This is a genomic window from Cedecea sp. NFIX57 (assembly GCF_900177785.1).
GTDB classification, from domain to species: domain Bacteria; phylum Pseudomonadota; class Gammaproteobacteria; order Enterobacterales; family Enterobacteriaceae; genus Cedecea; species Cedecea neteri_C.
On the sequence record NZ_FXAS01000002.1, the window covers coordinates 174,983 to 188,503 of the forward strand.

Sequence of the window (13,521 nt, forward strand, 5' to 3'; positions counted from 1 at the left end):
AAAGGAAGCGATGATGGCATCTGCCGTAGCCAGCTATACCAACCGGGCCATACAAAAATTACAGAAACTGGGCATCATGCCCGCACCAGAAGCCGAAACACCGGTGCTGGTGCTGCTGGACGCGATTGCGGACCTTGATACCGATCGCGTTATCGCTATCGGCAGAACATTGCAGCAGCAAAGCGCATTTAATGCCGTCGTGCGCGACAATATTTCAAGCATGGATGTTGCCAACCGCCAGACAAAAATCGTCGCCGCTTTCGACTCTATCCGCCAGGATGCAACCCAAATGGTGGGCTGGCTTGACGACGGAAAACTTGACCTGATGGAGCGCATTAAATCCGGTTGGATGACCCTCCGTCGTGGCTCCATTCCGGATCGATTCAACGCTATCAAAAAGACCTGGCTCGAGGTGGCGAAAGCCTCCGATGACCAAATCTCCCGCGAGAAAGTTATTCTCGACGCCTATCAGGATTTCCGTTTTGGCCTGAAAGAAGCTCATGTGGATGCCATGGCGCTTATGACCATGGCAGAGCAACGTGTAGAACAATGCCGTCAGACGCTGCTGAGCGCTCAGACCGCCGCTGACAGTAACGATACCGCTGACGGTGCAGAACGCTCACGCCGCGAATTGGTCCGGGATGAAGCCCTCCGCGCGATGCAAAAAGAAGATGAGCGCTATCAAATCGTCAAGGACCTTACCGACAACCTGCTTATCGCCTACAACGCGGCGGAAGCGGTATTTGCCCGACTGCAGCAAACTAACGCCATTAAAGAGCGCGTTTACCGCCAGGGCGTGACCTTCTTTGCCACGAACGAAATCGTCTTTACCGCGCTTTCCGCTTCAATGACCTCGCTGCAAGGCCTGGACGAAAGTACCAAAACGCTGGAAGCAATGAAGGCTGGCATCAACGACGGGCTTAACACTATTGCTTCCAACGGCACCAAACAGCTGGAAGCAGGACTTCGGGCTGGTTACGGATCAACCATCAAAGCAGAATCACTGCGTTCTCTGGTGAACGCCATCGTCAGTTTCCAGGAATCCAGCTACAAAATGATTGAGGAACTGCGCGGCGAAGCCACGAAAAATGCTGAAGAGCTGGCGGCGGTGGTGGAAGACGGGAAGCGCCGCTTCACCAGCATTGTCAATAAAGCAGAACTGACGCGCTGATCCCGGCGTTTCAACGCCCCTATTCCGACGTGATTCACGGAGAACCTGAGTTAAATGGAAGCCTATAAACTGGCACGAACGCTGGCGCAAAATACCGCCAGCCAGCGTTTACAGCTCTCATCTGTCGAAGCCTCTGTGGCCGATCTGCGCGGCCAGCAGCTCTCGTTGCAGCAGCAGATCGCCTCTCTTTACCAAAAAATGGCGACGTTGCTGCTGCAGGAATCCTCATCCGTGGATGTGGACGAGCAGAACATTCAAGTCTTGCTGCAGCAGCTAAACAAGGAAATTGACCTCACTCGCCAGCAGCTCACGGCCGAAGAACAACGTTTCCAGCAGCATCAACGGGCTCTGGTAACCTTGGATGAACAAGTCGACCAGCAAGAAGCCGAGCGAGAAAAGCAGCTGGCCGCAGATCCGCTAGCTGAGCAGGCTCGAACAGAGAAAGAGAGCTTCACCGCAGAATTAGAGAAAGAAACCGCACTTCACGCCGAACTTGACGTTGAGGTCGCGCAGAAAACGGCGGTTTACGACCAACAGAAATTGTTTAGTTATTTGCTGAGCAAAGGCTACGGCACCGAGAAATATCGCGCCTGGCGCCTTCGGCGTAACCTCGACAGCTGGATTGCCGGACTCTGCCGCTTTAACGAAAACGTTGCTAATTACCATATGCTTTTTGCGCTACAGACTGCCTCCGAAACCAAACTGCAAACGCTGCGCCAGTTGGCGGCTGCGCGGGACGAGCACTTCAAAGGTTTTGTTAGCCGCGTAGAAAAAAATGTAGGACTGCCCGAGTTGTATCAGCGGCTTGAAGCCCTGGAAGCCAATCTGACAGTCAGCCAACAAAAGGTTAGCCAGCTGCAGTTGAAAATACAGGAATATGCCAACGGAGAAGGTGAAAGTTTTCAGCGTATTATGCGCAGACTGTCGGAGCAGATGTCGCGTCTTCCCCAGCAGAAGCTCAGCGAACTGGTGGCGCGTACTGCCTCGCCGGATGACGATATTATGCTGGAAAGAATACGCACCCTCATTCCTCAGGAAACAAGCCTCGTTGGCCGTATTGCCGCCGCGCAAACCGACCAGGAGAGTGCAAGGAACGATCTTGGCCGGGCTGAATCCCTGGAGAGCGCTTTCCATCAGCATGGCTTTAACGATCCCGACCTGGAGTTTAAATGGGGCCTGCTTGATAGCGAGGAAAAACAGATCAAGCGCTATATGAACGGCGAACAAAGCCTGAAAGATATCATGGCTAAAATCTCTGCGGCCTCTCGTAAGCGGCCGAAGCCCGCAGTCACCAGCAGCTATAGCAGCGCCCGACGCCCCGCTTCCAGCTCGATGTGGACATCCAGTTCATCCTCCGGTAGAGGCTCCAGCACAAGTTCGTCCGGCAGGGGTTTTAGCTCTTCTTCTTCAACCGGTGGCGGCAGTTACCGGACCACGGACAGTTTCTGATGGATAAGATAAAACTCAGCGATCAGCTTGGGGCGATGGCTATCATCGACACACTGCATGCCCAGCAAATTGCCGTTGACGAGCATTTAGACCTGCCGTTATTAAGGCAGAAAATCAGCCAACGCATACGCGATTACTACCAGAAATCGGGCACTGTTGTGAGTGACGAGCTGATTGAAGAAGGTGTGAAAAACTGGTTCACACACCGTCTGAGCTATCAGTCACCGTCGCTAACCCTCAGCCAGCGGCTGGGCGCAAACCTGTACCTGACCAGCCCGAAGTGGTTAAAAGGACTGGCCGTGCTGGTGTTGTGCGGCGCCCTGTTTACCGGCTATCGTCTTTATGACGCCCATAAGCAGCAGGTAGCGTTGAGCGACAATATTGCGCTGCAGATAAAGAGAAGCCAGGACCTGACGGGGATTGCCCACTACATAAAGGGGACGCTGGATGTTGCCAATAAGGCGGCACTTGTCTGGGCCACGAAACCGTTAGCCGAGGTTGAGGATAAGGTCAACGGCATGTTGGAGCAGTTTTCGCATCAGCAGCCACAAAACTTGGTGATGGCGGGTTCCCGTACTGAGCGCGAGGAACAGCTCCAAGCGCTTACAGCGCTGAACGACAAACAAAGAGATCGCCTGGAATATACCAATAATCTCATCGTCGACGTACCTCGTCTGCTGCAGGCTGACGGCGCGCTGCAGGAGATTACCGCTGATCCACAGTTCGCGACATTCCTCAGCCAGTCCTCTGACGTTTCAGCCAAATTCGAGGCGGCGAAACAGGCTATCTTGCAGAATAGCCCGACGGTGGAGGCCACTGTGGCAACGGTCAGCACCGCCGTTGAGCAGCAAAAAACTCGCATTGAGCGAATGAAAATTTTTGCGGAAAAGAAGAATAAGCTTCTCGGGCTTCCCCTTTCCAGTGGCGACAGGAAAACACTCAGCGATTTCGTCGCTGGGCTAGAGCGTAGCTTAGCCGCACGCGGCTATACGGAGATTATTCCACCGCCAGAATGGATAGAGTCCATCAACCGAATCGATGAAATGTATGCCTATGTGGTGGAACCTCTGACGTTCATCGTTGTGGATCGCATCGGTGAAAAATCGGGTGTGGAGAGAACTTACGATGAATCAGGCGGCCGCAGCTGGTACCTGATAACAGAAGCGATAAACAGCCGCGGCGTGCCGCAGGCGGTGTGGGTCAAAGACAGTGAAACCGGGCGGGAACGCAAGACAACCACCTTCGGAATTCGAATCTCCCAGGCCGAGTTTGAAAAGCTCAAAAAAGACAAGCAGGAAGATGGGCATATCGATAACTACATCGTCGGTAATAAGCCAGCCAATCAACTTACCGTTCGTTATCAGCGCCCGGTCATGAGCGGGCGGATTCTGAGCTGGTAATGATGAAACCTGAGCCAGCATTTTTTTAGACAGTGAATGTTACACGATACTTCAGCCCCGCTCTGTGGGGCTTTTTTATGGGGTAAATAATCCGGTTTTTCTCTTTTTATCTTCAACGGTGCTCGAAATTCAGAAAATTCAACTAAGGTTTTCAGGGAGTTGATCGCAACGTAGTGCGTTGCGTCCCATCGATGGAGAAGAAATGATGATAAAAACCGTTTTGCGCCGGCCTTATGCGCTTTGCTTTGCGGCCCAGATGGCCGGTGCCGTATTTGGCCTCACGCCGCTTGCTTCATTTGCAGCCTAGGAAACAGAAACCCCACGTCCACACGAGCCTCAATCGCCCGATGAGCTTTTTGGGCCTTTGTTTATTGATGTTCAAACGGCGAAGCTGTTCCCAGACCAGAAAACCTTTGCGGATGCCGTGCCCAAAGGCGACCCGCTGATGATCCTTGCGGACTACCGTATGCAGCGTCGACTCTCCGGGTTCGACTTACGCCATTTTGTTGATGTGAATTTTATCCTGCCGAAGGAAGACAAAAAGCCTGTGCCGCCGGAAGGAGAAAGCCTGCGGGAGCATATCAACGGGCTCTGGCCAGAATTGACTCGTACCGCGAACAGCGACAACAAATGGGACCCGCTTCTCCCGTTGCCAAAACCCTATGTTGTGCCCGGCGGGCGCTTCCACGAGCTTTACTATTGGGACAGTTACTTCACCCTGCTGGGGCTGGCGGAAAGTGGACGCTGGGATGACGTGCAAAATATGGTGGACAACTTTGCGCACGAAATCGATACCTGGGGTTACATCCCCAACGGGAACCGCAGCTACTATCTGGGCCGTTCGCAACCACCGTTCTTCGCTATGATGGTGGAACTGCTGGCGCAGAATAAAGGCGATAGCGTTTACACAACTTATTTCCCGCAGTTGAAGCAGGAGTACAACTGGTGGATGGAAGGCAGCGACGCCCTCAAACCGGGTGAATCCCATGCCCGCGTGGTGAAACTCAAGAATGGTGCCCTGCTCAACCGTTACTGGGATGAGAAAGACACGCCGCGAACCGAGTCTTACCTCGACGACGTCACTACTGCGAAAAATACGCCGTCGCGTGCGGCCACGGATATTTATCGCGATCTGCGGGCCGCCGCCGCTTCCGGCTGGGACTTCAGCTCCCGCTGGATGGATAATCCAGCCCAGCTGGGCACCATCCGTACCACAAGCATTGTTCCTGTGGACCTAAATGCGCTGCTCTATCAGCTTGAAAAAACTCTGGCGCACGCCAGCGAGCTGGCAAAAGATAGCGCCGCAGCACAACGCTATAAGCAGGCAGCGATTGATCGCCAAAAAGCGATTGAGCAAAACCTGTGGAACGCCAAAGAAGGCTGGTACGCGGATTACGATCTGAAAAGCAACGCGGTTCGAAACCAGCTAACCGCCGCCGCCCTGTTCCCGCTCTATGTTCATGCCGCTTCGCAAGACAGAGCGGATAAGATGGCGAAAGCCACCCGCCAGCATCTGCTCAGCGCGGGTGGACTTGCCACCACTAGCGTAAAAACGACTCAGCAATGGGATACTCCAAACGGTTGGGCGCCGCTGCAATGGGTCGCCACCGAAGGTCTGCAAAATTACGGGCATAACGACCTCGCGCTGGAAGTCAGTTTCCGCTTCCTGAGCACGGTGCAGAATCTCTACAACAAAGAGCAAAAGCTGGTTGAAAAATACGATGTGACCACCGGTGGCACGGGCGGTGGCGGCGGTGAATATCCGCTACAGGATGGCTTCGGCTGGACCAACGGCGTCACGCTGAAAATGCTGGATTTGCTTTGCCCGAAAGACAAACCCTGCGACAACGCGCCGGATAAACTGCCTTCAGCCACGCCAGGCCCGGTGACGGAAACGGTCAAAACTGCTGCAGATAAAATGGAGACGTCGCCTGCCTCGAGCAAGCCAGCGCCGTAACCTGCCCGCACTGACCACGGCATTATTGCCGCTTAATCATCTCATTTAAAACAACAAGCCCATGAAATCATCCGTTATTTCATGGGTTTTCATGCATTAAAAAACATCACATACCTTGCACTCACAAAAAATAACGATAACAATTCGCATTCGAAATCGCATTTAAACCGCGTTTTCCCGTCGCATGCCGGCGGAGGATTTCCATCAGGATGATGACCTCAATACTTCCGGACAAAAAAATGATAAAGGTTTTTACCGTCAAGCGCTCCGCTTTACTCTGCGCGCTGGCGCTCATCGCCCCTTTTTCTTCATCGGCTGAAGAAACCCTGGTTGTGACCGCCAAACCTGCTGACACCGCAACCTCTCCTACGCTTGGCTATACCGCCACCACAACCCGTGGTGCGACCAAAACCGACGAGCCGCTGATTACCACCGGGCAAAGCATTTCCGTCGTGACCCGCCAGCAAATGGAAGACCAGGGCGCGCAAACCATTAACAGCGCGCTGAACTATACCCCGGGCGTGTTCACCGGCTTCTCCGGTGGCGCAACCCGCTACGATACCGTCGCGTTACGGGGCTTCCACGGCGGGGATGTGAATAATATCTTCCTTGATGGCCTTCGCCTGATGAGCGACGCGGGCAGCTTTAACGTGGTCCAGGTCGATCCCTGGTTCCTCGAACGGCTGGATGTCATCAAAGGCCCTTCCTCCGCACTTTACGGCCAGACCGTGCCGGGCGGCCTGGTGATGGAAACCTCGAAACGCCCGCAGTTTGTTGAAGAAGGCCACGTGCGGGCAATCTTCGGCAACCACAATACCAACGGTACGGCGTTTGATTACACCAACGCGATTAATGACCAGTGGGCCTTCCGTATCACCGGCCTGACCAAAAATAGCGATACACAGTATGAAAACACGCGTGACGAACGTTACGCTATTTCGCCCTCCCTGCTTTGGCAGCCGGATGATGCAACGTCTTTGGTGCTAAGAGCTTACCTGGAAAAAGATCCGTCCGGCGGCTACCACGGTTCCGTTCCGGGCGACGGCAGTCTTTACACCACCACGGGACGCAAGCTGGATACCGGGTTCTCAGACGTACAGCCGGGGGATGACGCTTTTAAGCGCCACCAGCAGATCTACAGCTACGAGTTTGCACACGCCTTCGACGATGTCTGGTCTTTCCGCTCAAACGCCAGCTATACCCACTCAAACGTAGCGCTTCGGCAGGCTTACCAAATTGGCTGGGCAGATACCGCGCATAACGAACTGTCGCGCTACTACAGCCGTGAAAACTCCTCGCTGGATGCCTGGGCCATCGACAACCAGTTGGAAGCCGACTTCGCGACCGGCGACCTGCAGCATAAAGTGGTGCTCGGCGGGGAATACCACCGGTTCACCAACGATTTGACGGACGGAACGGGCTACACCACCAACCTGAACCCATGGACCGGCGTTTCTGGCGGCGTTGGCGGTTACTACTATTACGATCCACGTGACCCAAGCTACGCGACAATTAATCAGGGGCTTTTGGTTAAATCAGGCCGACGCCAGTATGAGCAAACCGGGGCTTATCTGCAGGATGAGATGAAGTGGGACCGCTGGCATATGACGCTGTCTGGCCGCTACGATCATCTGGTCACCAAAAGTCATCTGGTGGCGGCGGCGATAGACAGTGACGTGACGGACAACCGCAGCGACAACCACTTTAGCGGCCGCGCATCTCTGCTGTACGCCTTTGATAACGGTATTTCGCCGTATGTGAGCTACAGCCAGGCCGTCACGCCGCAGGTACTTTCCGATGCCGAAGGCAAGCTGCTGAAACCGACAACCGCAGAACAGTACGAGGCCGGGATTAAATACCAGCCAATTGGCACCAGCGATCTGTATAGCGCTGCCGTTTACGATTTGACCCAAAAAGATGTGGGCAACCGTAACGTTCAGGGCGGCTATTTTGAACCGGCAGGCAAAGTGCATTCCCAGGGGCTGGAGCTGGAAGCCCGCACTCAGTTGACACCACGCCTGTCGACCATTGCCAGCTACACCCTCAACCGGGTTCGCTATAAAGACGCCATTGACGGTAATGACGGCAACACGCCGTACGTCACGCCAAATCAAATGGCGAGCCTGTGGAGCACGTTTAAAGCCGATTATGGCCTGAGCCTGGGCGCAGGGATTCGCTACATCGGCAAACAATGGGCCGACAACGAAAATACCCTGCGTGTTCCTTCCGTAACGCTGCTGGATGCCATGGTTCGGGCAGATATGGGCGCATGGACACCGTCGCTGAAAGGCGCGTTTGTGCAGCTCAATGCCACCAACCTGACGGGCCGTGACTATGTGGCGGGCTGCTACGGGACAGGCTATTGCTATTGGGGCGCAGAACGTTCCGTGATTGCAACCGTGGGCTACGATTTCTAAACTTGTACAGAAAGCTAAACGTAAAAACGGCCCCGCAGGGCCGTTTTTTGTAATAAATGACTTTCTACCGTCGTACCATCCTGAAAATAGCCAGCACAATAATGGCGCCAATCACCGCCACAAAGAAACTTGGCCAGTTAAAACCGGTTACCGGTCCGCCAAGGTGCAATGCCGTCGCCACCCAGCCGCCGACAACCGCGCCCACGATCCCCAGAATACAGGTGAGGATAATACCGCCGCCGTCTTTGCCAGGCATAATCAACTTAGCGACCACACCCGCGATAAGACCAAAAATAATCCAGGCCAGGATACCCATTTTAGAACGTCCTCTTCTACATTGTGAGCTTTAGCAGGCTCGCCCGAGGCTCTCTGCGCCCCGGCCAGCGACCTGCTGTCAAAAAGAGTATAGTTCGGTTGCAAAAAAACGTGATGAATCTCACCCGGTTATGCCCATTTTCAGGAAAAAATAGTCAAAAATTTGTATTAAGTTTTGTGCGGTTTTGCCGATAAGCTTCGTTACCACAACCTGAAAACACAACAAGGACTTGAGCCTTGAGTCACTATAACGATCAGTTCCTGAAGCAGTCTCCTCTGGCAGTATTAGGTGTGTTACGTGATTTACACAGACAGCAGGTTCCCGTCAGGCTGGAATGGTCTAACGGGCAGTTCATCAGTAAAATTCTCGACGTTTCGGCGGAGCGTTTAGTGCTGGACTTTGGCAGCCAGGCACAGGAGAACCTTTCCGTGCAGAAGGCCAATGATATTGATTTCATCGCTGAAACGCAGGGGGCAAAAGTCGAATTCTCGCTGCCGGGCCTTAAAGCGACGGAATATCAAAATCTCCCGGCGTTTACCACGCCGCTGCCGCCATCGCTGTGGTTCGTTCAGCGTCGGGAATACTTCCGTATAACCGCGCCTACGCAGCCCCAGTACTATTGTCGCACCGAGCTGGCCGATGGGTCTCAGTTTGCCTTCCGGCTCTGTGACCTGTCTCTCGGCGGAATGGGGGCACTGGTTGATGGCACATTGCCGCCAGGCCTTGCGCCCGGCCTGCGTTTTGGCCGCGTAGAGATGGATCTCGTGGAATGGGGCAAGTTTTATTTTGATATGCAGCTGGTGATGGTTTCGGAGCGAAAAGTGGTGGACAGTAAAAATGAGACCATTTCTACTCCGCGCCTGAGTTTTCGTTTCTTAAACGTCAACCCGGCGGTCGAGCGCGAACTGCAGAAGATTATTTTCTCGCTGGAGCGGTCGGCCCGGGAAAGGGCCAACCGTGTGAAATAGCTTAAATAGCATTCATGGCCCGCGTGACCTTATACAGGTAGCGCGGTGCCTGCGGCGCAGGATGGTTAGTCGCTACGTGCTGGTAGAACTCATCCGGACTCAGGCGGTTAATCTTGTCGATCGCGTCCTGCCTGTCAGAGTCAAAGGTTCTTAATAGCGCCCCCGCCCCGTTCACGTAAGAAACGATTAGCGCGTACTGCATCACCTGCGGGTCGTTGATCCCCCGTAAAATGCCGTGTTCCAGAATACTCAAATACGCTGTGCCGATGTCGATATTGCGTGCCGGATCTCGCAGTTCGCTGTCCGATGGCTGCCCACTGAAGCCCTGATTGCGGTATACCTCTTTGCCCGCCGTGGAGCCTTTGATTTGCATCAGGCCGATGGCATTAGAAGCGCTAACCAGCTTCGGGTTGCCGCCGGATTCCACCGCAATGATCGCCGTTATCAACCTTGGGCTAACGCCCCATTGCTGCCCGGAGACTTCGGTCAGCGGCATCCAGTTCAGCGCCCGCTGGGTGGGGATGGTCGGATCCCACGGCGCCTGCTGCTGCGGAGAATGGCTGGAGCAACCGGCCAAAAAAAGCACCAGAATGATAAACCCTCTTAATTTCACGCCTCTATCCTTATTGATGTGGCCGGCCATAACGGCGATGACAAGCGCTCTCGATAGCGGCATGATAACCAATTCATATTCAGCAAGGAAATGCCATGTCTCTGATTCATTTAATCGCCCCATCCGGCTACTGCGTTAATCAACAGGCCGCGGCCAGGGGCATTCGTCGGCTTGAAGATAACGGGCATCAGGTCGTCAATCAGCAGGCAGTGACAAGGCGTTTTCAACGTTTTGCCGGTACGGACAGTGAACGACTGGCGGAACTTAATCAGCTGGCGGCGCTACCGCCGGAAACGGACATTGTGCTGGCCGTGCGCGGGGGTTACGGCGTGAGCCGCCTGCTTGAGCACATTGATTTTTCACGTCTGGGTGCCGTGCTACGCGCCCGGCCACAAATTATCTGCGGCCATAGCGACTTTACTGCTTTTCAGCTAGGCCTGTTGGCACAGTGCGGGGCCATCACCTTCAGCGGGCCAATGCTTGCCGGAAATTTTGGTGCCGAGGAGACGGATGAATACACCTGGCGCCACTTTTGGCAGGCGCTCAGCGAACCGATGTTCACGCTAAGTTGGGAAAACGATGCGCCCGCGATGCAGGCCAGCGGCACGGTTTGGGGCGGCAATCTCGCGATGCTGATCTCTCTGGTCGGCACGCCGTTTCTGCCGCAAATAGACGGTGGCATTCTGGTTGTGGAAGACATTAATGAACATCCCTTCCGCGTTGAGCGCATGCTGCTGCAGCTTTACCATGCGGGGATTCTGTCACGCCAGAAAGCAATTATTTTAGGAAGTTTTAACGGTACAACCACAACAGATTACGATGCAGGATATACTTTTGAAGAAATGCGTAAAACGCTGCAACAGCGCCTGAACGTGCCTGTCCTTTCCGGCCTGCCTTTTGGACATGAACCACAAACCGTGACGCTGCCGCTCGGCGCGTTTGGCGAGCTGGCCCACGACGGCGTGACTTCCCGACTGACGTTGAGTGGACACCCGGTACTTCGCTAAAGAAGCCCGATTTAAGCGCCCTTTTTGAGCGTTTGGGCAGCAGATGACATGTTACAATTCGACAACATAGACAAAGGAGACGAGTGATTTTGGACGCAGGGGCGATTGTCAGTCTGTTTATTTTGGGTTCCGTTCTGGTAACTTGCAGTATCTTATTAAGTTCTTTCTCCTCTCGTCTGGGCATTCCCATTCTGGTTATCTTTTTGGCTATCGGCATGCTGGCCGGGATCGATGGCCTCGGCGGTATCCCGTTTGATAATTACCCTTTTGCCTACCTGATCAGCAACCTGGCGCTGGCGGTGATTCTGCTTGACGGCGGGATGCGAACCCAGGCGAGCTCGTTTCGCGTTGCGCTTGGCCCCGCGCTCTCGCTGGCAACCGTCGGCGTGTTAATTACCTCCGGCCTGACCGGAATTGCCGCCGCCTGGCTGTTCAACCTGAACCTGATTGACGGCCTGCTTATTGGCGCCATTGTGGGTTCGACCGATGCCGCTGCGGTCTTCTCCCTGCTCGGTGGGAAAGGCCTTAACGAACGCGTAGGCGCGACGCTTGAAATTGAATCGGGCAGCAATGACCCGATGGCGGTGTTTCTCACCATTACGCTGATTGAGATGATCCAGCAACACCAGACCGGCCTGAGCTGGCTGTTCCTCGTGCACATCATTCAGCAATTTGGCCTGGGGATTGCGCTTGGCCTTGGCGGCGGCTATCTGCTGCTGCAAATGATTAACCGGATAACCCTCCCCCACGGACTTTACCCGATGCTGGCCCTGAGCGGCGGAATTATGGTGTTTGGCGTGACCACGGCGCTGGACGGTAGCGGTATTCTGGCTGTTTATCTGTGCGGCTTTGTCATGGGCAACCGCCCGATCCGCAACCGTTTCGGGATCCTACAAACCTTTGACGGCCTGGCCTGGATGGCGCAAATCGGCATGTTCCTGGTGCTGGGTTTACTGGTGAATCCGTCCGATCTGCTGCCGATTGCAGTGCCCGCCTTGCTGCTTTCCGCGTGGATGATCTTCTTTGCTCGTCCGCTGTCAATTTTTGCTGGTCTGCTGCCATTCCGCGGTTTTAATCTTCGTGAACGCGTATTTATCAGCTGGGTTGGGCTGCGAGGTGCAGTGCCGATCATCCTGGCAGTGTTCCCGATGATGGCCGGGCTGGATAACGCCCGCCTGTTCTTCAATGTCGCCTTCTTTGTCGTGCTTGTATCTTTACTGCTCCAGGGTACGTCGCTGGGCTGGGCCGCAAAGAAAGCCAAAGTCGTGGTGCCGCCGGTCGGCTGGCCCGTTTCCCGCGTGGGCCTGGATATTCATCCTGACAATCCGTGGGAACAGTTTGTCTACCAGCTAAGCGAAGAGAAATGGTGTGTGGGCGCCGCCCTGCGTGACCTGCATATGCCAGAAGAGACGCGCATTGCCGCACTGTTCCGCGATAACGTGCTGCTGCATCCGACAGGCAGCACTCGCCTGCGTGAAGGCGATGTGCTTTGCGTGATTGGCCGCGAACGCGATCTTCCTGCACTTGGGAAACTGTTTAGCCAGTCGCCTCCGGTGGATTTGGATCAACGTTTCTTTGGCGACTTTATTCTGGAAGCCAGCGCGCAGTTCTCCGACGTGGCAACCATTTACGGCCTGACGCTGGATGAAGAAGTGGATACTCAACAGTCGTTAGGCGATTTTGTGCTGGGGATGCTTGGCGGTGCACCGGTTGTTGGCGACCAGGTGGAGTTTGCCGGGATGATTTGGACGGTGGCCGAGAAAGAAGACAACCTGGTGCGTAAGATTGGTGTCCGGGTGGCCGAGGAAGAAGAGGAGTAGTTTCCCCTCACCCCGGCCCTCTCCCAGAAGGAGAGGGGGAAAACTCGCTACGGGAGACATTGTTTCCCCCATATCAAGGTGAGGGAAAAAGAAGCAGCGACGCTGTGGCTGAGGGAAATATTAGTCGTAAAGCGAGGCCTGGTTCCGGCTTAAATCGCCTCCGTTTTCTCTCCGACTGGCCAGGGTCCGGCCGTCGGGAACGGCCGGAGGCTGAGAGCGTCGGGAACGCATCTCAGCCGACCCAGGACTGGGAGATAAAACGGAGGTCTGCCGCTTCAGCGGTCGATTTATTTCGCCGGGAGTCCGGGTTCTTAGGGGAGTGACGGTGACTCCCCTAAGACGTTCACCGGTGCGGGGGCTACAGATAAAACAGAACTGGAAGTGAACGGAATATTCGCCAACG

Annotated in this window: 9 protein-coding genes and 2 pseudogenes; 8 read left to right on the forward strand and 3 right to left on the reverse strand. The window is 54.7% G+C overall.

Going from position 1 to position 13,521, the window contains the following annotated elements; translation table 11 throughout:
• Window positions 1-10 precede the first annotated feature (10 nt).
• The 5 genes and pseudogenes from B9Y90_RS02215 to B9Y90_RS02235 all read left to right on the forward strand — a co-directional run bounded on the left by B9Y90_RS02215 (window position 11) and on the right by B9Y90_RS02235 (window position 8,394).
• The gene (locus B9Y90_RS02215) at window positions 11-1,171 is read left to right on the forward strand and encodes a merozoite surface protein 3b (protein ID WP_254902589.1); all 1,161 of its coding nucleotides are present in this window, start codon (window positions 11-13) and stop codon (window positions 1,169-1,171) included.
• A gap of 54 nt (window positions 1,172-1,225) precedes the next feature.
• Window positions 1,226-2,620, forward strand: a complete 1,395-nt coding sequence (locus B9Y90_RS02220; RefSeq protein ID WP_085540079.1) for a coiled-coil domain-containing protein — start codon at window positions 1,226-1,228, stop codon at window positions 2,618-2,620.
• The gene (locus B9Y90_RS02225) at window positions 2,620-4,020 is read left to right on the forward strand and encodes a DUF6384 family protein (protein WP_085540080.1); all 1,401 of its coding nucleotides are present in this window, start codon (window positions 2,620-2,622) and stop codon (window positions 4,018-4,020) included. Before B9Y90_RS02220 ends, B9Y90_RS02225 begins: the two co-directional genes overlap by 1 nt.
• Before the next feature lie 205 nt (window positions 4,021-4,225).
• A pseudogene (gene treA, locus B9Y90_RS02230) lies at window positions 4,226-5,977 on the forward strand (alpha,alpha-trehalase TreA).
• Between the two features lie 239 nt (window positions 5,978-6,216).
• Window positions 6,217-8,394: a TonB-dependent siderophore receptor gene (locus B9Y90_RS02235; protein WP_085540127.1), complete on the forward strand. Its 2,178-nt coding sequence runs from the start codon at window positions 6,217-6,219 to the stop codon at window positions 8,392-8,394.
• Window positions 8,395-8,458: 64 nt separating this feature from the next.
• Here B9Y90_RS02235 and B9Y90_RS02240 read toward each other — a convergent pair whose 3' ends face one another.
• Window positions 8,459-8,710 carry a GlsB/YeaQ/YmgE family stress response membrane protein gene (locus tag B9Y90_RS02240; RefSeq protein WP_016536859.1) on the reverse strand — a complete coding sequence of 84 codons (252 nt, stop codon included), beginning with the start codon at window positions 8,708-8,710 and terminating at the stop codon, window positions 8,459-8,461.
• Window positions 8,711-8,946: 236 nt separating this feature from the next.
• On the opposite strand from B9Y90_RS02240, the gene ycgR reads away from it, so the two are divergent.
• Window positions 8,947-9,678 (forward strand): flagellar brake protein YcgR, encoded by a 732-nt coding sequence (gene ycgR / locus B9Y90_RS02245; protein WP_039294390.1) that lies wholly within the window; start codon window positions 8,947-8,949, stop codon window positions 9,676-9,678.
• A 1-nt stretch (window position 9,679) separates the two neighbouring features.
• Here the strand turns inward: ycgR and emtA are convergent, their stop codons facing one another.
• Complete coding sequence (gene emtA / locus B9Y90_RS02250; RefSeq protein WP_039294392.1) at window positions 9,680-10,291, reverse strand: membrane-bound lytic murein transglycosylase EmtA; 612 nt, start codon at window positions 10,289-10,291, stop codon at window positions 9,680-9,682.
• Between the two features lie 95 nt (window positions 10,292-10,386).
• On the opposite strand from emtA, the gene ldcA reads away from it, so the two are divergent.
• Both ldcA and B9Y90_RS02260 read left to right on the forward strand, forming a co-directional pair.
• Entirely contained in the window at window positions 10,387-11,298 is a 912-nt protein-coding gene (gene ldcA, locus B9Y90_RS02255) for a muramoyltetrapeptide carboxypeptidase (protein ID WP_085540081.1), read from the forward strand.
• Between the two features lie 89 nt (window positions 11,299-11,387).
• On the forward strand, window positions 11,388-13,118 hold the full coding sequence (locus B9Y90_RS02260; RefSeq protein WP_039296880.1) for a potassium/proton antiporter: 1,731 nt from the start codon (window positions 11,388-11,390) through the stop codon (window positions 13,116-13,118).
• On the opposite strand, the pseudogene B9Y90_RS27645 reads toward B9Y90_RS02260, so the two are convergent.
• Window positions 13,050-13,190: pseudogene (locus tag B9Y90_RS27645) on the reverse strand (hypothetical protein); the annotation flags it as partial. The gene B9Y90_RS02260 and the pseudogene B9Y90_RS27645 overlap by 69 nt on opposite strands.
• Window positions 13,191-13,521: the final 331 nt, after the last annotated feature.

Bases quoted from the DNA above. Each gene is read 5' to 3' on its own strand.
- B9Y90_RS02235 (WP_085540127.1), top strand. From the start codon at position 6,217: ATGATAAAGGTTTTTACCGTCAAGCGCTCCGCTTTACTCTGCGCGCTG.
- B9Y90_RS02220 (WP_085540079.1), top strand. From the start codon at position 1,226: ATGGAAGCCTATAAACTGGCACGAACGCTGGCGCAAAATACCGCCAGC.
- B9Y90_RS02215 (WP_254902589.1), top strand. From the start codon at position 11: ATGATGGCATCTGCCGTAGCCAGCTATACCAACCGGGCCATACAAAAA.
- B9Y90_RS02240 (WP_016536859.1), bottom strand. From the start codon at position 8,710: ATGGGTATCCTGGCCTGGATTATTTTTGGTCTTATCGCGGGTGTGGTC.
- ldcA (WP_085540081.1), top strand. From the start codon at position 10,387: ATGTCTCTGATTCATTTAATCGCCCCATCCGGCTACTGCGTTAATCAA.
- B9Y90_RS02225 (WP_085540080.1), top strand. From the start codon at position 2,620: ATGGATAAGATAAAACTCAGCGATCAGCTTGGGGCGATGGCTATCATC.